The following is a 23,138-nucleotide window of genomic DNA, read 5'->3' as shown; positions in this document are numbered from 1 at the left end:
AACCTTCCCCTTAGCTGGCGTTCTTTGGGCTGACGTAAAGCACGCCCAGGGCGCAAATCAGTGCGCCAATAAAGACGCTCGCCAGGTAGCCCACCACGTTGGTTGCCAGCGGCCAGCCCCAGATGGCAGGCAGCGGCAGCGTCTGCTTCACGCCGAGTGCAATGGCGACCAGCGCGCCGGCGACGGCACCGGTCATGAACACCGGGATCAGACGTGGGTTTTTCAGGATGAACGGGATCGCGCCTTCGGAGATCCCAATCACGCCCAACAGCAACGAGGTACTCCCGACGGTTTTCTCTTCCCGGCTAAAAACATCCGGTAATCCAAAGCGGCCGTTGAGGAACGCGGCAAAGCCGACACCAATAGAGGGGATCACGATGGAGAGTTCGCGGGCGGTGAGATCAAACGTTTCGCTCATGCCATTCAGGCCGAGCGCGACTGAGCCTGCCGCCTTGTTGACCGGGCCGCCCAGGTCGAACGCGGTGCCTGCGGCGATCATCGCGGAATAGAATCCGCGCCCGGTGTCACCTGCCGAGGTAAAAAAGACCACCATCAGCTGGTTAAGCGAGCCAAAAATCGGGTTAATCAAATATTCCATGACCATCACCAGCGTAATGCCGGTGATCAGTGGGACGACCAGCATGGTCTTGATGGTGGTGAGCTGCTGGCGGACGTGAATGGAATCATTCAGCCAGCGCACCAGATAGCCCACAAAAAAGCCAATGCCGATCGCGCCGAAAAAGCCGGACGGCATAAAGCCTTCGATATCAAAGAAGCGCTTGTAGACCTCGTCTGACATGATGCCGCCGATAAGTCCGGGGATCAGCGCCGGTTTGCCGGCAATGGAAAACGCCAGATACATGGCGAAAACCGGATACATGAACTTAATGGTCATAAAGCCCACTTTATCCAGCACGCTGAACGGCGAATGGTCGATGTTAATAAACTGGCCGGTAATTTTGGCCGTTGCCATCATCAGCCCGCCCATGACCACCACCGGCAGCATATAGCTGATGGCCGCCATGATATGGCCGATAAAAATCTGGTAAGCCGAAGGCTGGAGTTCGTCTTCATGTACGACAGTCGTGACGTTTTTTTCCATGGCAAGCGCCTGACGCAGATAGCGATCGGTATGCTTGATCAGCTCTTGCGTGCGGGTCTGAAGGTGGGGAATGTTTTCAAAGCGCTCGGCATCCTGAATGGGGACGTCGGTTGCCAGAATAATGGCCGTGGCGGAGGCGATATCCTGCTTCGTTAAGCGGTTTTTAACGCCGTCGCTGCCCTGCGTTTCGACCTTAACCTCAATATTGTGCTCTCTAGCCCATGCAATAATTTTATTCGCCGCCATAAAGGTATGTGCAATGCCCGTCGGGCACGCCGTTACCGCGACAACTTTCTGTTTCGTCATTGTCATAATTCCCTGGATGTGAAAACAGGGAAAGTATAAAGAGAACCTAAAACAGTTTTTAACGTTTGCTAATACTAATTACGTATCGCGATACGCGTAAATGCAATGTGTGAAGCGCCTTCCAGAGACTATTTCTCTGTTGTGTTAATATCATGCCGGGATTAAACAGGGTGTAATATATGAATTCATTCCAGGGAAGTGAACGCTTGATATTTGAATACATTCAGCATCACGCGTGTAATATTTCTAATATTTCGGCAAAAGAGATTGCCCGTGATACCTTTACAACGACAACATCCGTTAATCGTGTGTGTAAAAAAATGGGGTATAAAAGCTATACCGAGCTTCGGTATCGTTTTTTACGCGATCATTTTACCCCGGCGCCTGCAGTGCCCGACGCGGGTCCGCAGGCGGACGACATTGTGGCGGAGGTGTCCAGGCTGCTCATCCATTCCAGCCATATCTATCTGTACGCACGCGGCGCCTCGCTTACCAGCCTCAACTACCTGTCGCGCTTTTTATCGCTGGCGAGCCTGCCGCATCTTATTTTGAATGACATGCACCAGCTGACACGGGTATCGAAGGGGACGCTGGTGCTGATCAGCAAATCCGGGGAGACACAGTCGCTGATAGAAATGGCGCGAAACGCGCTGCGCAAGGGCTTAAAGATTATTGCAATTACCCGTCAGGGGGCGACGCTGGCGTCGATCTCAACGCTATGCTGGCCGTTATCGATCGACATTAACGCGGTATCGCTGTATCAGCGGGAGGGCCAGCTTGAACTGTTAAGCGCCGTGGACCGTATCGGCTGCAGGCTGCTGCAGCACGATACGGTGTAGTCAGGCCGTCAGAGCTGCTTCACTATCCCCAGACGTACGGCATAATCATTTTCATGGTTGCCGTCATTGTTGATATAGGTTTTATCCAGTGACACCAGCTCGACGTAAGGCGTCCAGCCATCGTCGAGCTGGTAGTTGAACGCAACGGTATGCTCCCAGTAGGTATCATCCCCGGTTCCCTGATCGACATTATCCTGCCAGCGGAAGCGCGGGTTGTAGGACATACCGAATTTGCCAATGTTGTACGCGAACCAAATGTCGAACTGGTGTGACTGGCGGCGGGTATAGCCGCTGCCGTCGAGTTCTTTGTCGCTGTGCGCGTCATTGACGGTGTTATAACGGTAACGGGCGGAAAGATTCAGACCGTTATCAAACGCTTTCCAGCCCTGAATGAAGGGGCGATAGTGGGTATTACTGGGGGTGAAAACCGTCACCATGCCAGGCGCAACGGCATAGCCATTGCCCAGATTGAAGCGCCAGCGCGTTTCAATCTCCTGTGCCGCCTCCGTTAATCCTTTGTCATCGGGATTATTTCGGTCGGTATCACCAAAAAAGGTATCGTTGTGGTTTTGTGCAGCTTCAACGGAGAAGTAAAAACCGTTATCCGCCTGATGCATAACCTTAATACGTGAATCATTTACGTCAGAGCGCGTATTATGGCCAAAGCGAAGGTCGACGGACGTATTTCCGCACCATCCCTGTGTGCTCAATAATAATGCGCTAATACACGTTACTTTAATAATTGTCTTTTTCATCATGTCCTGCCGAGGTTATTTAATTGGCAGGGCTATTTTTATTTTCGGTACGCCGTGATGTAAAAGTTATCGTCGTACATTTAGCGTATCGCTAAACATAAAAAAAGGAGATACAGCATGCTGTATCTCCTGACGTTTATTCCTGCACCCACCAGATGGCTTCAAACGGGCGCAGTTGCAGCGTATCGGGACGAGAGGGGACGTCCTCATAGTTGCTGAGTGCGACCTGCCATGCGCCCTGTACCGGGTCCGGCTGCCACTGCTGGTGCTCTCGGCTCAGGTTCGCCACCACCATCAGCGTCTGGCCCTGCCACTGGCGGCGATAGCACCACAGGGAAGGGTGTTCCGGCAGGAGATCTTCATAATCTCCCCACGTCAGCACCGGGAGGGCTTTGCGCAGACGAATCAGCGACTGATAGGTGTAGAACACTGAATCCGGGTCGTCCAGCGCCGTACGGGCATTCACAGTTTCATAGTTATCGCAGACCCCAATCCACGGCTCGCCCTCGGTAAAGCCCGCATTGTGTGACGCGTCCCACTGCATTGGGGTTCGCCCGTTATCGCGGGATTTACTCGCCAGAATCGCCAGTAATTCATCCGGCTCACGGCCATTGGCCCGCAGTTCGGCGAACATGTTCAGGCTTTCCACGTCGCGGTAGTCGGTGATGCGGCTGAAGTGCGGGTTAGTCATGCCCAGCTCTTCACCCTGGTAGATATACGGCGTGCCCTGCATGCCGTGCAGCACCATGCCGAGCATCTTTGCAGCGTGAACGCGGTGTTCCCCTTCGTCGCCAAAGCGCGACACGATGCGCGGCTGGTCGTGGTTACACCAGAACAGCGCGTTCCAGGCTTTGTTGTGCATCCCCTGCTGCCAGTGGCGGAAAAGGGTTTTCAGCGCCACGAAGTCCGGCTTTGCCTTCGTCCACTTTTCGCCGCCGGGGTAGTCCACCTTCAGGTGGTGGAAGTTAAAGGTCATCGACAGCTCGCGCCCGTCGAGCGACGCGTACTGCTGGCAGTTCTCCAGCGAGGTTGACGACATCTCGCCCACCGTCATCAGGTTGCGCGGGGTGAAGACGTCGCGGCTCATCTCCTGGAGATATTCGTGGATGCGCGGGCCGTCAGTGTAGAAGCGGCGACCATCGCCAATGGTGTCGTCCGGGAAATCCTGATCTTTAGAGATGAGGTTAATCACGTCCAGACGCAAGCCGTCCACGCCGCGATCGGCCCAGAACTCGCATACCTTTTTCAGCTCGGCGCGCACCGCCGGGTTTTCCCAGTTGAGATCCGCCTGCTCGGGCGCGAAAAGGTGAAGATAATACTGCTCGCTCTCGGCGTGCCAGCGCCAGGCGTTGCCGCCAAACTTGGAGCGCCAGTTGTTGGGGAGCTGCTCCGGCGTGCCGTCGCGCCAGATGTAGAACTGGCGGTACGGGCTCTCTTTGTTCAGCGACTCGCGGAACCAGGCGTGCTGCGTGGAGGTATGGTTAAACACCATATCCAGCACGATGCGAATGCCGCGTTCGTGCGCTTCTGCAACCAGCTCGTCAAAGTCATCCAGCGTGCCAAAGGACGGGTCGATGGCGGTGTAATTCGCCACGTCGTAGCCGTTATCCACCTGCGGGGAAATATAAAACGGCGTCAGCCAGATGGCGTCGATGCCGAGGGTTTTCAGGTAATCCAGCCGCTGCGTCACGCCGCGCAGATCGCCGGTGCCGCTGCCGGTGGTGTCCTGAAAACTCTTTGGGTAAATCTGGTAGATGACGCCGTTCTGCCACCAGTGAGGAAGGGTATTCATAATGCGTTCCTGCAAATGCGAAGGGGCGCAACTGCGCCCCGAAAGATGAAGTTAAACAATCTGCAGCGTGCCCTGACGGAACTTACGCTGGTAAACCACGGTGGTGAGCGCCATGGGGACGATAATCGCCACCGCCATGGCCAGGGCAAACACTTGCCAGAAAGTAGGCTGGATGGAGAGGATCCCCGGCAGGCCGCCGACGCCAATCCCGTTCGCCATCACGCCGTTCAGGCCGCACAGCAGGCCCGCCAGGCCAGAGCCGATCATCGCGCAGAGCATCGGGAAGCGATACTTCAGGTTGATACCGTACATCGCCGGTTCGGTGACGCCGAGATAGGCGGAGATGGCCGCCGGAACGGAGATCTCACGCTCGTTGTGCTTACGGCTAACGATAATGATGCCGGTCACCGCAGAGGCCTGTGCGATGTTAGAGAGGGCGATAATCGGCCAGACCGGGGTACCGCCGAGGCTCTGGATCATCTGCATATCGATGGCCAGCGTGGTCTGGTGCACGCCGGTGATCACCAGCGGGGCATACAGGAAGCCAAACAGCGCGGCACCGATTGGCGCGAAGCTGCCGGTCATCAGATGACGCACCGCGAAGGCCACGCCGTCGCCGATCATGCGGCCAAACGGACCGATAAAAGCGTGCGCCAGGAAGACGGCCAGGATCAGCGAGCAGACCGGCACCACCACCAGGTAGAGGTAATCCGGCACGATGCGCTTCAGACGCGTCTCAATAAAGCCCAGCGCCAGACCCGCCAGCAGGGCCGGAATGACCTGCGCCTGATAGCCCACCTTGGCGATGGTAAACAGGCCGAAGTTCCACACTTCCGGCACCTGCTGACCAAGTAAGTAAGCGTTCATTAACTGCGGAGAGACCAGCGTGACGCCCAGTACGATACCGAGAATTGGCGTACCGCCCATCTTGCGCACCGCGGACCAGCAAATCCCCACCGGCAGATAGAAGAAGATCGCTTCGCCAATCAGCCACAGGAAGTCATAGATGCTTTGCAGCGCCGGGTACATCTGCGCCAGGGTTTTACCGTCGCTCATTGGCACATCGCCGATGACGTTACGGAAGCCCAAAATTAAGCCCCCGCTGATCAGCGCCGGCAGCAGCGGGAAGAAGATTTCTGCAAAGTGGGAAATCAGCTGCTCGTGCCACTTCATATTCTGGCGCGCCGCCTTCTTCGCCTGCTCTTTATCGGCAGAAGAGTGTCCGGTGGTCGCCAGCAGAGCCTGATAGTAATCGCCCACTTCGGTACCAATCACCACCTGGAACTGTCCGGCGTTGGTGAAGCAGCCTTTCACCATGGAAAGCTCTTCAATCGCCTTCGGGTTGGCCCTGGCCGGATCGTTCAGCACGAAGCGCAGGCGGGTAATGCAATGGCTGACGGTGGCGATGTTCTCGCGGCCGCCGACCAGGACGATCAGCCGATCGATATCTGCTTGTTTGACTTTACTCATCATGAAACCTCATGACAGATGTTGAGGGGGGTAATGACCTGAGCGCAAGCCTACTCCTTCAGCGTGACGGCGAAAATGGGAACGTTCCCGAAATCGGGCGAAGATCACAATAAACGATTCAGGGGGGTTATGAGAGACGGGCAGGAATAACGATCTGGCGCGGCTCGCTCCGCCCGTTGATCTGCTCGATCAGCTGCGCGGCGGCCTGTCTGCCGGACTCGGCGTAGCCCGGATCGACGGTGATAATTTCAGGGTGCAGGAACTTCATCAGCGGCGTGCTGCCGACGCTCGCCACCTGCAGGTTATCAATGCGCTGCTCCTGCAGATACTTGCTGGCACCCAGCGCAAGGGTGTCCGTGGCGCACACCAGCGCGGTGGTCTGCGGCGTCAGGACGCTGGCGACCTGCTCGTAGCCCTGCTTCATGCCCAGCCCCGGCAGGGAGGCCACGGCAGGGAGATTGTGCTTTTTGCAAAAGGCCAGATAGGCTTCGTGGCGGCGCTTGCCGGTGGTAACGTCCGCGTGCGGCACGCCCAGATAGCTGATGTGGCGGTGGCCTTCTTCGTACAGGCGCTGCATCAGGGTAATAATCGCCCCCTCATCGTCATAACAGACGGAGGCAAAGCCGTGGGCATCGCGCGCCAGCAGCACCAGAGACGGCTGCCAGTGTTTCAGCATCTCCTCGTCAATGCCGGTAAAACCAAACAGCACCACGCCGTCAATGTTACGGCGCTGGAGCATGCCGAGATGTTCTTCCACCAGCTGTGGCGAGAACTGGCTCTCCATCATGATCGGATCATAGCCCTGCTCGTAGAAGGCAGGCAGCATGGTCTGAACGGCGAGGTTTTCGGAGAGGGAATCCAGACGCGAAACGATGATCGCAACCACTTTATCGCTCTGCCCGCGCATGGCGCGCGCGGAGCGGGAAGGGGAAAAACCGTGCTGATTCATGACCGCCTCAACGCGCTCGCGGGTGCGTTCGCTGACGCCGCTTTCGTTGTTCAGCACGCGTGAGACGGTTGATTTCCCCACGCCGCTTAAACGCGCGATGTCTTTAATTGTAAGGCGGTTCTGCATGCTGTTTTCCCTGTAACAACGACAAAATGGTCAATTGAGCCTAATGCTATAGCGCGATTTCGCTATGGGCAAAGTCTGGTTTACGTACTGTTTATTTGCAGGCGCGTATAATACCGCCCGAATCGTCACAAAGGGTACGCTTAAATCTTTATACTGCGCGGCGACACCCTGTTTTTTTACTTACCGGAGGCTTTATGGATCCCGATCCCGCACCTCTCCTGAACGGGAGAATTTGTTCTTTCCGGTAAGCCAGCTTTTGCTGTCTCACCGGTAATGTGAGGCAGCAACGTCCCAAACGTTCCTGCTTGAAAAATTGAGTGCCTGACAGGTACGGCTTTGCCACGCCTGAAGGGAATGCTGCGTCCGCCTGGCGGATGCGGAGGAATGTCTATGTTTAAAAATATCACCCGGCAGCTGCAGGCGCTGCTGAGCCGCCATCTGCCACACCGTCTTGTTCAGCGCGATCCGCTGCCCAATGCCAAAAACATGGCGGGAGCGGCGATCCCGGCGTCCCTGACCGAACGCTGCCTGAACGTGGCGGCGATGGATGAAAACGAAGTCTGGCGCGCCTTTGGCGGCCATCCGGAAGGGCTGAACGCGTCTGAAGTGGAAAAAATCCGCGCCGTGCACGGCGATAACCAGATCCCGGCGCAGAAGCCCTCTCCGTGGTGGGTGCACCTGTGGCTCTGCTACCGCAACCCGTTCAACCTGCTGCTGACCGTACTCGGCATTATCTCTTACGCGACGGAAGATCTCTTTGCCGCGGGCGTGATTGCCCTGATGGTGGGTATCTCCACGCTGCTGAACTTCATTCAGGAAGCCCGCTCCACCAAAGCGGCGGACGCCCTGAAGGCGATGGTCAGCAACACCGCGACCGTCTCGCGCGTGATTAACGACCTCGGCGAAAACGCCTGGGTTGAGCTGCCCATTGACCAGCTGGTGCCGGGCGACCTGGTGAAGCTGGCGGCGGGAGACATGATCCCGGCGGATTTACGCATCATCCAGGCGCGGGATCTGTTCGTGGCGCAGGCCTCCCTGACTGGCGAGTCCCTGCCCGTTGAGAAGGTATCGCGCAGCCGCGACCCGCAGCAGATGAACCCGCTCGAGTGCGACACCCTGTGCTTTATGGGCACCACGGTGGTCAGCGGCACGGCGCAGGCAATTGTCACCGCCACCGGGGGCAACACCTGGTTTGGCCAGCTGGCCGGACGCGTCAGCGAGCAGGAGAGCGAGCCGAACGCCTTCCAGAAAGGGATTGGCCGCGTCAGCATGCTGCTGATCCGCTTTATGATGGTCATGACGCCGATTGTCCTGTTGATCAACGGCTACACCAAGGGCGACTGGTGGGAGGCGGCGCTGTTTGCGCTCTCCGTGGCCGTCGGCCTGACGCCGGAAATGCTGCCGATGATCGTTACCTCCACGCTGGCGCGCGGGGCGGTCAAACTCTCTAAACAAAAGGTGATCGTCAAGCACCTCGACGCCATCCAGAACTTTGGCGCGATGGACATCCTCTGCACCGATAAAACCGGCACCCTGACGCAGGACAAAATCGTGCTGGAGAACCACACCGACATCGCTGGTAAAACCAGCGAGCGCGTGCTCCACAGCGCGTGGCTGAACAGCCACTACCAGACCGGGCTGAAAAACCTGCTCGACGTGGCGGTGCTGGAAGGCGTGGACGAGGAGGCCGCCCGTACGCTCTCCGGCCGCTGGCAGAAGGTGGACGAAATCCCGTTCGACTTCGAGCGCCGCCGCATGTCGGTGGTGGTGAGCGAGCAGCCGGACGTGCACCAGCTGATCTGCAAAGGCGCGCTGCAGGAGATCCTGAACGTCTCCACGCAGGTGCGCCATAACGGGGAGATCGTGCCGCTGGACGACACCATGCTGCGCCGCATCAAGCGCGTCACCGACAACCTGAACCGTCAGGGGCTGCGCGTGGTGGCGGTGGCGAGCAAATTCCTGCCCGCGCGGGAGGGGGACTATCAGCGTATCGACGAATCCGATTTGATCCTCGAGGGTTACATCGCATTCCTCGATCCGCCGAAAGAGACCACCGCACCGGCGCTGAAGGCGCTGAAGGCGAGCGGCATCACCGTCAAAATTCTCACCGGCGACAGCGAGCTGGTGGCGGCCAAAGTGTGTCACGAAGTGGGGCTGGACGCGGGCGACGTGGTGGTCGGGAGCGACATTGAGCACCTCACCGACGACGAACTGGCGCAGCTTGCCCAGCGCACGACGCTGTTTGCCCGCCTGACGCCGATGCACAAAGAGCGCATTGTGACGCTGCTGCGTCGTGAAGGGCACGTGGTGGGCTTTATGGGCGACGGCATCAACGATGCGCCCGCGCTGCGTGCGGCGGACATTGGCATCTCCGTGGACGGCGCTGTGGATATCGCCCGTGAAGCGGCGGATATCATCCTGCTGGAAAAGAGCCTGATGGTGCTGGAGGAGGGCGTCATCGAAGGGCGTCGCACCTTCGCCAACATGCTCAAATACATCAAAATGACCGCCAGCTCCAACTTCGGTAACGTCTTCAGCGTGCTGGTGGCGAGCGCGTTTCTGCCGTTCCTGCCGATGCTGCCGCTGCACCTGCTGATCCAGAACCTGATGTACGATGTCTCTCAGGTAGCGATCCCGTTTGATAACGTGGACGACGAGCAGATCCAGAAGCCGCAGCGCTGGAACCCGGCCGATCTGGGCCGCTTCATGCTGTTCTTTGGGCCGATCAGCTCCATCTTCGACATTCTGACCTTCTGCCTGATGTGGTTTGTGTTCCACGCCAACACCCCGGAACACCAGACGCTGTTCCAGTCCGGCTGGTTCGTGGTAGGGCTGCTGTCCCAGACGCTGATTGTGCACATGATCCGCACCCGCCGCATTCCGTTTATCCAGAGCCGTGCCGCGTGGCCGCTGATTGTAATGACGGGCATTGTGATGGCGCTGGGTATCGCGCTGCCCTTCTCGCCGCTGGCAGGTTACCTGCAGCTGCAGGCGCTGCCGCTGAGCTACTTCCCATGGCTGGTGGCGATCCTCGCGGGTTATATGGTGCTGACCCAGATGGTGAAAGGATTCTATGCGCGTCGATATGGGTGGCAGTAAGCTCATTTTGCCACAATCCAAACGTAGGCCGGGTAAGGCGAAGCCGCCACCCGGCATCTGGCTTTCCTCCCAAATTCAACAACCTGTGATCTCCGTCGGCGCATTCGCTTGACGACAATTTGTACGCATGTTAACAGAATGTTTTGCCTGTATTTGGCCCGTCAGATAAGGAACATTCATGTTACGGTACAGTCTCTTAACCGCCGGGCTTATGCTCGGCGCCTCCGCTTTTGCCGCGCCGGCAGGCGATCTTCCCCTGATGCCCTGGCCTGCGAAGGTTGAACGCCCGACGACGCAGGGCGCGCTGGTGCTTAACAATCAACTCTCCGTGAGCGTCAGCGGCGACGATCTGGGGGACGCGGTCAACCGCCTGCGCCAGCGCATTGCGCTGCAAACCGGCTGGACGCTACAGCCACAGGCCGAAAAACCTGACAAGCCGACCATCCGTATCGCCATCGCTAAAAAGGTGAAGCCGCAGCCGCTGCCGGACAGCGATGAGAGCTACAAACTCATAGTGGATGCCAACGGCGTGAACATCTCCGCTAACACCCGCTTTGGCGCATTGCGCGCAATGGAAACCTTGCTCCAGTTGATGCAGAACGGTGCCGAAAACACCTCGATTCCGTGGGTTACCATCGAAGATTCGCCGCGCTTCCCGTGGCGCGGGCTGCTGCTCGATTCGGCGCGCCATTTCATCCCATTACCCGATATCAAGCGTCAGATCGACGGCATGGCTGCGGCTAAGCTCAACGTCCTGCACTGGCATCTGACTGACGATCAGGGCTGGCGCTTTACCTCGAAGCGTTATCCAAAATTAACCCAGCTTGCCAGCGACGGGCTGTTCTACACCCCTGAGCAGATGCGTGAGATTGTGCGTTACGCTGCCGAACGCGGCATACGCGTGGTGCCGGAAATCGATATGCCGGGCCACGCCTCAGCGATTGCCGTCGCCTATCCAGAACTGATGAGCGCGCCGGGGCCGTACGCTATGGAGCGCCACTGGGGCGTGCTGAAGCCTGTGCTGGATCCCACCAAAGAGGCGACCTACACCTTCGCCGACGCGATGGTCAGCGAACTGGCGGCGATCTTCCCCGATCCGTATCTGCATATCGGCGGCGATGAGGTGGACGACAGCCAGTGGAAGGCAAACGCGGCGATCCAGAGATTTATGCGCGACAACAAACTGGCGGACAGCCACGCGCTGCAGGCGTATTTCAACCGCAAGCTGGAGACGATCCTTGAGAAGCACCACCGGCAGATGGTCGGCTGGGATGAGATCTACCATCCCGATCTGCCGAAAAGCATTCTGATCCAGTCCTGGCAGGGACAGGACGCGCTGGGGCAGGTGGCGCAGAACGGCTATAAGGGCATTCTCTCAACCGGCTTCTACCTCGACCAGCCCCAGTCCACCGCCTATCACTACCGCAACGAAATCGTGCCGCAGGGGCTGAGTGGCGTGGACGTGATAGCGGACACCGACAGCGCCCAGAGCTGGGCTTTCTCCATGCCGCGCCTGAAGGGCAAGCCGGTGGAAGGCAGCTTTACGCTGGTGAAAGGCGACGCCGGGTGGCGCGGATTTATTGATTTTGCCGGGAAATCGCGTCGGGCGGTGAATAACATTCAGTGGCGCGACGACAACCAGGTGACCTTTACCGTCGACACCTGGATGGGTGAAACGCGCCCGGTGGTCAACGTTGATAACGACAAACTCACCGGCTATTTCCTGGTGGGAAACACCCGCTACCCGATTAGCGGCGCGCGTCTGGACGACGTGCCGAAAGGTACCCCTCCGGTCGTGCCGGACGTGGCGAATCAGGCCAACCTGCTCGGCGGCGAAGCCGCGCTGTGGGCGGAAAACGTGGTCGCGCCGGTGCTGGACATCCGCCTGTGGCCGCGCGCCTTTGCGGTGGCGGAGCGGCTGTGGTCCGCGCAGGACGTCAACGACGTCGATAACATGTATACCCGCCTGCAGGCGATGGACAGCTGGTCGACGGTGTCCGTCGGGCTGCAGCAGCATACCCAGCAGCAGGTGCAGTTCACGCGCCTCGCTAACAATGCCGACACACTGCCGCTGCAAATCCTCGCCCAGGCGCTCGAGCCGGCCCAGTATTACACCCGCCAGCACCTGAAGTTCCAGGCCGGAAACTACCATCAGTTTGAGCCGCTTAACAGACTTGCAGATGCGTTGAACGCCGAAAGCGCCACCGTGCGCCAGATGCACAAGTGGGCGGACCGCCTGGTGAGCGACGCGGAAGACACGGAGAGCGCCGAGGCGCTGCGCCACGTCTTTAACCGCTGGCAGAACAACACCAGCGACGTGCTGGCCTTGAGCGAAAACAGCTATCAGCTGAAGGCCATTAAGCCGGTCATTCTGGAGGTGGATAAGCTGGCCTCGGTTGGCCTGAGGCTGACGGATCTGGTGGCGCGTCAGGGGACGCTGGACGACAAAGAGATCGCGTCGATCCAGAGCGAGCTGGACAGCGCGGCGAAGGTGCAGGATGAGGTGGTGATTGCGGCGGTCTATCCGCTGGAGACGCTGCTACGCGCCACGCGAAATCAGTAACACACATGCCCGGTGGCGCTGCGCTTACCGGGCCTACGTGGTGTAGGCCCGGTAAGCGAAGTGCCGCCGGGCATAAAGGCCACTCAGTTCTTCAGAACCCACGCCTCTTTCCAGTGTGCGCCAACGCCTGGCTCATACTGGTTTGCGGTTGGGCTGTACTGCACGCAGAAGCCACTGTACGGGAAAGGCTTACATTCGTAGGTCTTACCGTCTTTAGGCTGAAGCACCACGGTACCTGCCTTGTACGACGCGATATTGTCCGGGAAGGTAAAGTCGTGGTGGCCGGTGCTATCCGCAGCGGCATCGCCTTCCAGCATCAGGTTCAGGACGTCCTGCGCGAACAGGGTGCCGTCTTTATTGGTCGCGTAGTATTTCAGCATGTGGTGACCGGCGGTCACGTCGGTCAGGGTCATGGTGACGTCCTGATTGCTGTTGTTCATGTCCTGCTTCAGGTAGCCTTTTTCCGCACCGTGGTGGTTCATCACGTGTGCTTCAAAATTCACGTCACCCTGCGTATTCACGTGGAAGGTCACGGTCGCGTTGCCATGTTCGATTTTGCTGTATTGCAGATCGGTAACGGCGATGGTTTCGCTCACCTGCGCTTTCTGCTCTTCATAAGAGATAGCAACGGACTGTAAGGTGCTGCCGTCTTTCACGAAGACGCTGTTGGCGCCGTGAACCGGGCTGATGTCACCGGCTTCATCCTTCACGCCGACGCGCACGTCGTGCTGCGCGGTGTTGATCTTCTGCGCCAGATCGTAGGACCACTGGTTAGCGTCGCCTTGTTCAGCAGAGCCGATGGTCATCTCGGTGCGCATGGCGGTCACTTCGCCGTGGGCGTCGAAGAAGCGTGCGATAACTTTATCGCCCACGTTCAGGTTATTACCGGCAATCTGGCCGCTCAGGGTTTTGCTCCACTCGGACACAACCGCAGGTGTTTCGTCCGGGGTAACGTTGCCGCCATTCCCGAAATCAACGTCGATAGCCTGATAGAAGCTGTTTGTGGTATCTGCAATTTCCCATACGCCGTAAATTACCTGATAACCTGTGCGTTCAGGAACATTACAGGTCATGGATTTAGTTACGGCTGGCGCCTGGCTATTTCCGTTAATTGTACAGAACGGGGTTAATTCAAACTGATCGCGAGTTAGCGGTTTATTTGGATCCCAGTTTTGTTTGGTAATGTAATAACGCCAGTTGGTAGTTTTGTGCGGCGCAGTATGGTGCCAGACAAATTCATGCGGGCCCGCGGTCATCGGGTTTTTAGTCCACGCATTCAGGCTCTGCTTATCCAGCTGAGAATATTGAGAGATACCCGCGCTGGCGAGGTGTCCGTCTGCTGGCTCTGCCCCGGTCGGGAAGCCGGAGGTTTTCTCTACGCTCTGCGGTTCATACTGTACGGAGCCGCAATCAATATTTTGACCCAGCTTACACATATAGGCGCGGCTGGCAGGAGATTCAATATATCCGTGAGCAAATGCCGAAGATGCAACGGTCACTGTTGCGAGGGCAAGTGCAATTTTTGAAAGTTTCATTACTCATCCATTATTAGAGAATATTACTAGGCGAGGGAGAGTCTAATAATGGATCTGGCTCTGTGTCATTTTACCCGGAGAGTAAAAATAACCGAAATAAAAAAGGCAGCCCGAGCTGCCTTCTGTTTATTGAAAAGTATTAACGACGTACGGCGATCGCTTCAATTTCAATTTTCACGTCTTTTGGCAGACGCGCCACTTCCACGCAGGAGCGCGCCGGGAAGGTGGCGTTGTGCTCGGTGAAGAACGCTTCATACGTAGCGTTAACGGTGGCGAAGTCGTTCAGATCTTTCACGAACACCGTCGTTTTGACGATATCACCCACTTTCAGGCCCGCAGATTCAACGATAGCCTGCACGTTTTCCAGCGACTGACGCGCCTGCGCCGCCACGTCGGCCGGTACTTCACCGGTTTTCGGGTTTACCGGGATCTGGCCAGAGGTGATGATCATGCTGCCCAGATCAACGCCCTGAACGTATGGGCCGATAGCCGCTGGTGCATTTTCCGTCGCGAGTACTTTGCTCATTTTTTCTCCAGAATTACAGCGTTAAGAATGTTCCCGGCCATTATAACAGCCGGGATTTCATTACCAACCTCAATTAGTTGGCCAGCACCACATAATGGGAAAACTCTTTTTCGCAGTATTTGCATTTGAGCGCGATGTCATTGGCGCGCTTTTTCACTGCAAAGCTGGACGAAACCGGCTCGGCGTGGCTGATGCAGTTGCTGTTCGGGCAGACCAGCACGCTTTCGATGCGCTCCGGCAGGCTCGGGCGGGATTTGCCCACCACGTCGTAATCGTCGATGCGGTTAACCGTGGCGTCCGGCGCGTACAGCGACAGCTGGTTGACCTGCTCGTCGGTCAGGAAGGTGTTCTCGATCTTGATCAGATCTTTACGGCCCATTTCGCCGGACGGCAGGTTCAGGCCGATGGTGATGCGCTGGTCGGTTTCGGTCAGTTTGAACAGCGTCAGCAGCTTAAAGCCCACCTGTGCAGGGATGTGGTCAATCACGGTGCCACGCTTGATGGCTTCAACCTGGAGTTTGTTATCGTGTGTCATGGTCGTCTCCCCTTACAGAGCTAATTCGCGATTCAGAACCAGTGCCAGTAACGCCTGGCGAGCGAAGATGCCATTCCCGGCCTGCTGGAAGTACCAGGCGTGCGGCGTTTTATCCACGTCGGTGGCAATCTCATCGATGCGCGGCAGCGGGTGCAGCACCTTCATGTTGTCGCGCGCGCCGTCGAGGTCGCTGGCGCGCAGCACGAACTGCGCCTTCACGTTGGCGTATTCGGACGGATCCAGACGCTCTTTCTGCACGCGGGTCATATAGAGAATATCCACGTTGCCCACCACCTCTTCGATGCTGGCGTGCAGGCTCCACGTAATGCCTTTCTCGTCCAGCATGTCGAGGATGTACTGCGGCATCGCCAGCGCGTCCGGGGCGATGAAGAAGAAGCGGTTGCCGCTAAATTTCGCCAGCGCCTGGGTCAGGGAGTGGACGGTGCGGCCGTACTTCAGGTCACCGACCATGGCGATGTTCAGATTTTCAAGCGTGCCCTGGGTCTCCTGAATGGTGAACAGGTCCAGCAGGGTCTGCGTCGGATGCTGGTTGGCGCCGTCACCGGCGTTCAGCACCGGAATGCCGCCGGAAAACTCGGTCGCCAGACGCGCCGCGCCCTCCTGCGGGTGGCGCATCACAATCGCGTCAACGTAGGTGCTGATCACTGAAATGGTATCCGCCAGGGTTTCGCCTTTTTTGCCCAGCGACGTATTGCTGCTGTCCGAGAAGCCCACCACGCTCGCGCCCAGGCGGTGCATGGAGGTTTCAAAGGAGAGGCGGGTGCGCGTCGAGGCTTCAAAGAAACAGCTCGCGATCACCTTGTGCTTCAGCAGCTCCGGCTGCGGATTGGCCTTCAGTTTTGCCGCGGTTTCCAGAACCAGTTCCAGCTCTTCACGGCTGAGGTCGTTTATGGAAATGATGTGTTTTTGATAAAGCGGATTCATGTTTATCTCCTGACGCCGGGCAAAAAAAAGCCCCTCAAATGAGGGGCTCTGGGAATAGGTTTAGCAACGGGAAGAAAAACGGCAGGCCAGCGTCTGATTTCAGACGCGGTAAGACGTTATGTCGTACACGCTTGACCATGCTTCCTCCCGGCAAATTGTCGGGCATTATACGCAGCTCGTTTTTGGGATCAAGCGATTTAATGCACGCTTTACTCAATGCAAACGGTTCTTTGTGAATATTAATGCATTCTGAGTAAATAATTAATTTGCTTATGCACCAGCGCGGTACGCTTCACCACTCGGGGCGCGACCCAGACGATACTGCTTCCCGCCACCACGCCTAAAATTTCCGGTAACTGGTGATAATCCAGAATACGCGCCACCGCGCGGCCATATCCGGCAACGGTATGAATAAGGATAAATTCGCTATTGTGCTCCACGCTTACCACCATTTCGGAGACGGTACGCGCGGCATCGGGGGCAGGGCGCAGCTGGGGATTCAGCGAATAAATCTTTAGCCCTTTGGCATTGCGAATTTTTATGACGCCAAGCAGCTTGAGCAGACGTGAAACGGTGGACTGGCTGATGGTCTCAAAACCCCGCTCCTGCAAGTCGCGGCGGATCTCTTCCTGAGAGAGATAGCTCTTTTCCGCGATCAGACGCTGGCAGACCGTTAGCTGTAGTTGCTCTTTGGGAGAGTACTCTTCGTAATCCATCATAGTTCCCATATCAGTTCCCGAAATAACCGGTGGCACCGCACCGATCCGTAGGCCGGATGAGCGCAGCGCCATCCGGCAAATCACAACAACGCGCCCAGGCTTAACGCCACCATAATCACCACCGTCAAAATCCCCAGTAGCGGCGCGACCCATTTCAGATAACGCACGTAGGGCACGCGGGCGATAGCCAGCCCGCCCATCACAACGGCAGAGGTGGGGGTGATAAGGTTAACGATGCCGGACGCCGACTGGTAAGCCGTAACCACCAGGTCGCGGTTGACGTTAGCGAAATCGGCAAGGGGCGCCATGATCGGCATCGTCAGAACGGCCAGGCCGGACGAAGAAGGCACAAGAAACGACAGCACCACCTCCAGCCAGTACATCACGTTAATGAACGCCACCGTCGACAATCCGGTGACCATCCCCTCGGCGCTGTGCAAAATGGTGTGGGTAATCATGCCCTTATCCATAATCACTACGATACCGCGCGCGATGCCGATAATCAGCGCGACGCCCAGCAAATCTCGCGCGCCGTTGATAAACGTCGACGTCAGCTCCTCTTCGCTCATGCGGGCGATAAGCCCAACGATAATGGCGCTGGCGAGGAACACCGCCGAGATCTCCGCCATCCACCAGCCCAGCACCGCCACGCCGTAGATCATCACCGCGAAAGCGAGGGCGAAAATCACCAGGATGAGTTTGCGCACCGGAGTAAATTCCAGCGACTGCTCGCCCTTGTTGCCGAGGAAGTGGGCGAGGTTCTCCTCCTGTTTATCCGCCACGATCGACAGCGACGGATCTTTGCGCACCTTACGGGCATAGCGCATCACCCACGCCACGCAGATGATCCAGCCGATGACCAGCAGCGCGATGCGCAGCATGATCCCATTGGTGAAGGGGATCCCGGCGGCGTTGGCGGCGATCACCGTCGCGAACGGGTTAATGGTGGACCCGAGCGTGCCGATCCCCGCCCCGAGCAGTACGGTGGACGCGGCAACCACCGGATCGAACCGCGCCGCCAGCATCACCGGCACCAGTAAGGTATAGAAGGGCAGCGACTCTTCGGCCATGCCGTAAATCGTGCCGCCTGCGGCAAACAGCGCCATCAGGATCGGGATCATCCACTCTTCGCGCCCGCGCAGCTTTGTGGTGACGCGCTCGATCCCGGCGTCAATCGCTCCGGTTTTGGTGACGATCCCGAGAAATCCCCCGATGATCAGGATAAACAGCGCAACGTCGATCGCCCCGGCCTGGCCGGATTCCGGATCGTACAGTCCGGCAATCGGCGCCATCAGCACCGACACCAGCCCCTGCGGGTGCGATGCCACGTGCGCATAGGTGCCGGCAACCGGCACCTCTTTGCCGAGCGCCTCGTTCATCGCCATATGGTACTGCCCGGCCGGAACAATCCACGTCAGCACGGCAACCACGGCAATCAGAAAAAAGAGAATGGTGTAAGCGGAGGGAAACTTGAACTTGCCCATGATGTTCTCCTGAAACCCGGCGCACCCCGCGGCGCGCCGGGCGGTGATTAGTCGCCGAGTGTCGCCACCATGACCGCCTTAATGGTGTGCATGCGGTTTTCTGCTTCGTCAAAGACGATGGAGTTCGGTGATTCAAAGACCTCTTCCGTCACCTCCAGCCCCTTCAGGCCGTACGCCATCTCGATCTCGCGGCCCACTTTGGTGTGCTCGTTGTGGAACGCGGGCAGGCAGTGCATGAACTTGACGTTCGGGTTGCCGGTGGCCTTCATGACGTCCGCGTTGATTTGATACGGCTTCATCAGGCTGACGCGCTCGGCCCAGGCCTCCTTCGGCTCGCCCATGGAGACCCACACGTCGGTGTAGAGGAAATCGGTGCCCTGCACGCCTTCTTCCACATCGTCGGTGAGGGTGATGCGCGCGCCCGTTTCTTTGGCGATGGCGCGGCACTGCTCAACCAGCCCGGCTTCCGGCCAGAAGGATTTCGGTGCCACGAGGCGGATATCCATCCCCATCTTGGCCGCGCCGACCATCAGGGAGTTGCCCATGTTGTTGCGCGCGTCGCCGAGATAGGCAAAGCTCAACTCCGGCAGGGTTTTGCCCGGAGAATGCTCCAGCATGGTCATCAGGTCAGCGAGAATTTGCGTTGGGTGGAACTCGTCGGTCAGGCCGTTCCACACCGGCACGCCCGCGTACTCGCCCAGCTCCTCGACGATGGCCTGGCCGTAGCCACGGTACTCGATGCCGTCATACATGCGGCCCAGCACGCGGGCGGTGTCTTTCATCGACTCTTTGTGACCGATCTGCGACCCGCTTGGGCCGAGGTAGGTAACCTGCGCGCCCTGGTCGAACGCGCCCACTTCGAAGGCGCAGCGGGTGCGGGTGGAGGTTTTTTCAAAGATCAGGGCGATGTTTTTCCCGACCAGGGTCTGCTTTTCGCGCCCGGCTTTTTTGGCCGCCTTCAGCTCGATGGCGAGGTCGATCAGGTACTGAATTTCCGCCGGGGTGTAGTCCAGCAGTTTGAGGAAGTTGCGGTTTTTCAGGTTGATGGTCATGGCTAAATCCTTTTTAAATGAGTGATCAGTTACGAATCAGCGTGCCTTTCTCGCCCGCCAGGATCTCCGCGCCGTCGGCCAGCGCGCCGATCCCGGCAATGCCGTTGCAGGCCTCAACAAATTCGCGGCAGGCGGCCACTTTCGGCCCCATCGATCCGGCGTCGAACGTCATGTCTTTAAGCAGTTCCGGCGTCACCTGCGCCAGCGGGCGCTGGGTCGGCTTGCCCCAGTCGAGGTACACCGCGTCGGCATCGGTGAGGATCAGCAGGGCGTCGGCCTCGATCTGACGCGCCAGCAGGGCGGCGGAGAGGTCTTTGTCGATCACCGCCTCAACGCCGCGATAGCCGTTGGCGTTTTCCACTACCGGCACGCCGCCGCCGCCGTTGCAGATCACCAGGTGGTCACGCTGGATCAGCGCCGTAATGGCATCGCTCTCCACGATGCGCTTCGGCTGCGGAGAGGGCACCACGCGGCGGAAATAGGTGCCGTCGGCCCTGAACGTCCAGCCTTTTTCTGCGGCCAGCGCTTTCGCCTGGGCCTCGCTGTACACCGGACCGATGTACTTGGTCGGGTTGCTAAAGGCCGGATCGGCGGCGTCCACTTCCACCTGGGTGAGCAGGACGCTCACCTCACGCTGCGGCAGATTGTTTTTCAGCGCCTGCTGGAGCATGTAGCCGATCATCCCCTGGCTTTCCGCGCCGAGAACGTCCAGCGGGTAGGGCGTCACTTGGTCGTAGGCGCTGTTTTGCAGCGCCAGCAGCCCGACCTGCGGCCCGTTGCCGTGCACCAGCACCACGCGCCACTGTTCTGTTAATCCGGCGATGGTGCGGGCGGCCTGCTCGATGTTCTGGCGCTGGATATCCGCTTCCAGCGGCTCGCCGCGCTTGAGCAGCGCGTTGCCGCCCAGGGCCACAACCAGAGTGGGTTTTCGTTCCATGATGGCTCCTCAAATTTCGTCGCGTTCCAGTGGGCAGCTCATGCAGCGCGCGCCGCCGCGACCGCGTCCCAGCTCGTCGCCGGGGATCGGCAGCACGGTAATGCCCGCTTTGTCGTACTTCTCGTTGGTCCAGACGTTACGCTCGTAGCCGATCACTACGCCCGGGCGGATGGTCAAAACGTTGTTGGCGTCGTTCCACTGCTCGCGTTCGGCTTCAAAGGCGTCGCCTCCGGTGGTGATCAGCCGTACCTGGTTAATGCCGAGGGCTTTCTCAATGGCGTGCAGCAGGTCGGTTTCCTGCGTGCGCAGCAGGCCGCCGCGTCCGTCCGGCGTGAGCGTCCAGCACTGGGCGTCTTTGCGCACCACTTCCGGATAGACGGAGAAGGTGTCCACGTCGATGTGGGTCATCACCGTGTCGAGGTGCATGCAGGAGCGGTGTTTAGGCAGCTCAACGGCAATCACGCGTTCGGCCTGACGGTGTTTAAACAGGCTGTTGGCGAGGAACTCCACGCCCTGCGGCGTCGTGCGCTCGGACATGCCGATCAATACCGCCCCGCGGCCAATCACCAGTACGTCGCCGCCTTCTAAGGTCGCGTGGTCGTAATTAATATTCTCGTCGCCGAAATACTTAATAAAATCGCCGTCGGCAAATGCCGGGTGCCAGCGATATATCGCGCGCAGATTATTGGTTTCACGCTGGCGGGCGGGTTTCGCCATCGGGTTAATGGACACGCCGTTATAAATCCAGCAGGAGGTATCGCGGGTAAATAAATGGTTCGGCAGCGGCTTCATAATAAAATCATTCGCCGTGTGGGTATCCACTACCATATTTTTAATGGCTGCCGGAATTTCGCCGTAGGTTAATCCCCCGCTTAATCGCCGCGCCAGTTCGCGGTGCGGCATATCCGCCAGCCAGCCGCGCACGTCGCCGGCAAAGGTTGGCCCGAGGCGATAGTCGGAGATTTGCGTTTCAAGAAGCCAGGCTTTCGCTTCTGCAATATCAAGCGTTTGCGTGAGCAGGTCGGTCAACAGCAGGACTTCCACACCCTGCTCGCGCAACGTGTTTGCAAAGATGTCATGCTCCTCACCCGCCCGTTCAACCGACAGTACATCATCAAATAACAGCTCCTGACAGTTTGAGGGGGTTAACCGCTTCAGACTTAAATTAGGGCGGTGCAGCATAACGCTACGCAATTGACCAATTTCAGAACCGACGTAATGCTTTTCCATAATTATTCCTTTAACTGTTTTTCAGAATAAAAAGGGCATGCGCCATGTGGTGTGTTTAATTACATGGCGGCTAAGCTCAATTGATTTCGTGATTTATACTAGGCAGTTAAATAATCCGTAATGTGATATTGCTCACGCGAAAATGGATATTAATGAGTTTGTTTTCATTTGCATGATTCGCATCAGATAATGATTAATTTCATATTATTGGGAGTTGAATAGCTAAGCAGGATCCGGTGGCATTATTTGAGGTTGTTATTATTTTGTAGAATTACACATTTTGTAATTATTAGTTATCCTTTTGATTTTAAAAGATTAAATAAAGTTGAAAGAATGGCTATGCAATAATGACAATTAACTATTTTTGACTTAAGGAAAATCCATAAATAATTATGGGCTTATAACGGAAATTATCAAAGTCGTAAAATGTGATACGGCAGCGGGTTTTGTTATTAAGCTTTTTATTTCAGTCAGTTATGTGAGAGCCTTAGTGTGCGCGAAATGAGGTTATGCATAACCGCTGCATAATTGCCTGGGCAGAATTAACAGTGGGTTAACACCTTTCCCGATAAACATGCGCTCGCGCAAGCCTCGTCGAAAAAGGGCTGGTATGGCAGCTTGGATTCTCGTATAAAAGACAAAAATGAAACGTTGTTTTACATCGAGAGGTTTCCCATGATTATCGGCAACATCCACCATCTGCAGTCCTGGCTGCCTGACGCGCTGCGCCAGGCCATTGAGCACGTTAAAGCCCACGTCACCGACGCCACGCCGCACGGCAAGCACGACATCAACGGCAACAGCCTGTTTTATCTGGTGTCAGAAGACATGACCCACCCGTTCGCCGAGCGCCGCGCCGAGTACCACGCGCGCTATCTGGATATCCAGATTGTGCTGAAGGGCCAGGAAGGGATGACGTTCAGCACCCTGCCGCACGGCACGCCGGACACCGACTGGCTGGCGGATAAAGACATCGCGTTCCTGCCGGAAGGCGAGCAGGAGAAAACCGTGGTGCTGAGCGAAGGGGATTTTGTGGTGTTCTGGCCGGGTGAAGTGCATAAGCCGCTGTGCGCGGTGGGGGAGCCTGCTAAGGTCAGAAAAGTGGTTGTTAAAATGCTGGTGGAGTAATTTCCCCTCACCCCAGCCCTCTCCCATGTACGGTCCGGGGACATAG

At 57.6% G+C, this 23,138-nt stretch carries 19 protein-coding genes and 1 pseudogene; 5 read left to right on the top strand and 15 right to left on the bottom strand.

Annotation, left to right across the window (positions count from 1 at the left end; genetic code table 11):
- Positions 1-10: 10 nt before the first annotated feature.
- Entirely contained in the window at positions 11-1,408 is a 1,398-nt protein-coding gene (locus tag IM313_RS13960) for a PTS fructose transporter subunit IIC (protein ID WP_192972024.1), read from the bottom strand.
- Between the two features lie 179 nt (positions 1,409-1,587).
- On the opposite strand from IM313_RS13960, the gene IM313_RS13955 reads away from it, so the two are divergent.
- Positions 1,588-2,247: a MurR/RpiR family transcriptional regulator gene (locus IM313_RS13955; protein WP_041911449.1), complete on the top strand. Its 660-nt coding sequence runs from the start codon at positions 1,588-1,590 to the stop codon at positions 2,245-2,247.
- Positions 2,248-2,255: 8 nt separating this feature from the next.
- On the opposite strand, the gene IM313_RS13950 is transcribed toward IM313_RS13955, so the two are convergent.
- The 4 genes from IM313_RS13950 to treR all read right to left on the bottom strand — a co-directional run bounded on the left by IM313_RS13950 (position 2,256) and on the right by treR (position 7,339).
- Positions 2,256-3,002, bottom strand: coding sequence for an oligogalacturonate-specific porin KdgM family protein (locus tag IM313_RS13950; RefSeq protein WP_192972029.1), 747 nt, complete (start codon positions 3,000-3,002; stop codon positions 2,256-2,258).
- A 136-nt stretch (positions 3,003-3,138) separates the two neighbouring features.
- Positions 3,139-4,794: an alpha,alpha-phosphotrehalase gene (treC, locus tag IM313_RS13945; RefSeq protein WP_192972025.1), complete on the bottom strand. Its 1,656-nt coding sequence runs from the start codon at positions 4,792-4,794 to the stop codon at positions 3,139-3,141.
- A 51-nt stretch (positions 4,795-4,845) separates the two neighbouring features.
- Positions 4,846-6,264 carry a PTS trehalose transporter subunit IIBC gene (gene treB, locus IM313_RS13940; RefSeq protein ID WP_028015311.1) on the bottom strand — a complete coding sequence of 473 codons (1,419 nt, stop codon included), beginning with the start codon at positions 6,262-6,264 and terminating at the stop codon, positions 4,846-4,848.
- A 127-nt stretch (positions 6,265-6,391) separates the two neighbouring features.
- The gene (gene treR / locus IM313_RS13935; protein ID WP_028015312.1) at positions 6,392-7,339 is read right to left on the bottom strand and encodes a trehalose operon repressor TreR; all 948 of its coding nucleotides are present in this window, start codon (positions 7,337-7,339) and stop codon (positions 6,392-6,394) included.
- A 390-nt stretch (positions 7,340-7,729) separates the two neighbouring features.
- Between treR and mgtA the strand changes: the two genes are divergently transcribed.
- Together mgtA and IM313_RS13925 are read left to right on the top strand one after the other, a co-directional pair.
- The gene (mgtA, locus tag IM313_RS13930; RefSeq protein WP_045259608.1) at positions 7,730-10,438 is read left to right on the top strand and encodes a magnesium-translocating P-type ATPase; all 2,709 of its coding nucleotides are present in this window, start codon (positions 7,730-7,732) and stop codon (positions 10,436-10,438) included.
- A gap of 178 nt (positions 10,439-10,616) precedes the next feature.
- On the top strand, positions 10,617-13,001 hold the full coding sequence (locus IM313_RS13925) for a beta-N-acetylhexosaminidase (RefSeq protein ID WP_192972026.1): 2,385 nt from the start codon (positions 10,617-10,619) through the stop codon (positions 12,999-13,001).
- A gap of 83 nt (positions 13,002-13,084) precedes the next feature.
- Here the strand turns inward: IM313_RS13925 and gbpA are convergent, their stop codons facing one another.
- The 5 genes from gbpA to IM313_RS13900 form a co-directional block, all read right to left on the bottom strand.
- Positions 13,085-14,536 (bottom strand): N-acetylglucosamine-binding protein GbpA, encoded by a 1,452-nt coding sequence (gene gbpA, locus IM313_RS13920; protein WP_028015315.1) that lies wholly within the window; start codon positions 14,534-14,536, stop codon positions 13,085-13,087.
- A gap of 139 nt (positions 14,537-14,675) precedes the next feature.
- Positions 14,676-15,062, bottom strand: a complete 387-nt coding sequence (ridA, locus tag IM313_RS13915; protein ID WP_003863373.1) for a 2-iminobutanoate/2-iminopropanoate deaminase — start codon at positions 15,060-15,062, stop codon at positions 14,676-14,678.
- 73 nt (positions 15,063-15,135) lie between these two features.
- Complete coding sequence (gene pyrI / locus IM313_RS13910) at positions 15,136-15,597, bottom strand: aspartate carbamoyltransferase regulatory subunit (RefSeq protein WP_010427352.1); 462 nt, start codon at positions 15,595-15,597, stop codon at positions 15,136-15,138.
- Positions 15,598-15,609: 12 nt separating this feature from the next.
- Complete coding sequence (gene pyrB / locus IM313_RS13905) at positions 15,610-16,542, bottom strand: aspartate carbamoyltransferase (RefSeq protein ID WP_028015316.1); 933 nt, start codon at positions 16,540-16,542, stop codon at positions 15,610-15,612.
- A 34-nt stretch (positions 16,543-16,576) separates the two neighbouring features.
- Positions 16,577-16,681, bottom strand: a complete 105-nt coding sequence (locus IM313_RS13900; protein WP_022646880.1) for a pyrBI operon leader peptide — start codon at positions 16,679-16,681, stop codon at positions 16,577-16,579.
- Between IM313_RS13900 and IM313_RS13895 the strand changes: the two are divergent.
- Positions 16,661-16,778 (top strand): annotated as a pseudogene (locus IM313_RS13895) (hypothetical protein). The gene IM313_RS13900 and the pseudogene IM313_RS13895 overlap by 21 nt on opposite strands.
- Positions 16,779-16,781: 3 nt before the next feature.
- Here IM313_RS13895 and IM313_RS13890 read toward each other — a convergent pair.
- The 5 genes from IM313_RS13890 to arcA all read right to left on the bottom strand — a co-directional run bounded on the left by IM313_RS13890 (position 16,782) and on the right by arcA (position 21,964).
- Positions 16,782-17,261, bottom strand: a complete 480-nt coding sequence (locus tag IM313_RS13890; RefSeq protein WP_028015317.1) for an arginine repressor — start codon at positions 17,259-17,261, stop codon at positions 16,782-16,784.
- An 80-nt stretch (positions 17,262-17,341) separates the two neighbouring features.
- Positions 17,342-18,745 carry a YfcC family protein gene (locus tag IM313_RS13885; protein ID WP_045259604.1) on the bottom strand — a complete coding sequence of 468 codons (1,404 nt, stop codon included), beginning with the start codon at positions 18,743-18,745 and terminating at the stop codon, positions 17,342-17,344.
- 47 nt (positions 18,746-18,792) lie between these two features.
- On the bottom strand, positions 18,793-19,797 hold the full coding sequence (gene argF, locus IM313_RS13880; protein WP_003863360.1) for an ornithine carbamoyltransferase: 1,005 nt from the start codon (positions 19,795-19,797) through the stop codon (positions 18,793-18,795).
- Positions 19,798-19,822: 25 nt separating this feature from the next.
- A complete protein-coding gene (gene arcC / locus IM313_RS13875; protein ID WP_192972027.1) occupies positions 19,823-20,734 on the bottom strand; it encodes a carbamate kinase in 912 nt (303 codons plus the stop codon).
- Between the two features lie 9 nt (positions 20,735-20,743).
- Positions 20,744-21,964 (bottom strand): arginine deiminase, encoded by a 1,221-nt coding sequence (gene arcA / locus IM313_RS13870; protein ID WP_048999498.1) that lies wholly within the window; start codon positions 21,962-21,964, stop codon positions 20,744-20,746.
- Positions 21,965-22,639: 675 nt separating this feature from the next.
- Here arcA and IM313_RS13865 point away from each other — a divergent pair.
- Entirely contained in the window at positions 22,640-23,092 is a 453-nt protein-coding gene (locus IM313_RS13865; protein ID WP_192972028.1) for a YhcH/YjgK/YiaL family protein, read from the top strand.
- The last annotated feature ends 46 nt before the right edge of the window (positions 23,093-23,138 follow it).

It is taken from the genome of Enterobacter cloacae complex sp. P2B (assembly GCF_014895985.1).
GTDB lineage: Bacteria > Pseudomonadota > Gammaproteobacteria > Enterobacterales > Enterobacteriaceae > Enterobacter > Enterobacter bugandensis.
The sequence above is the reverse complement of the archived record's forward strand: the minus strand, read 5'-3'. Positions and strand labels throughout refer to the sequence as shown.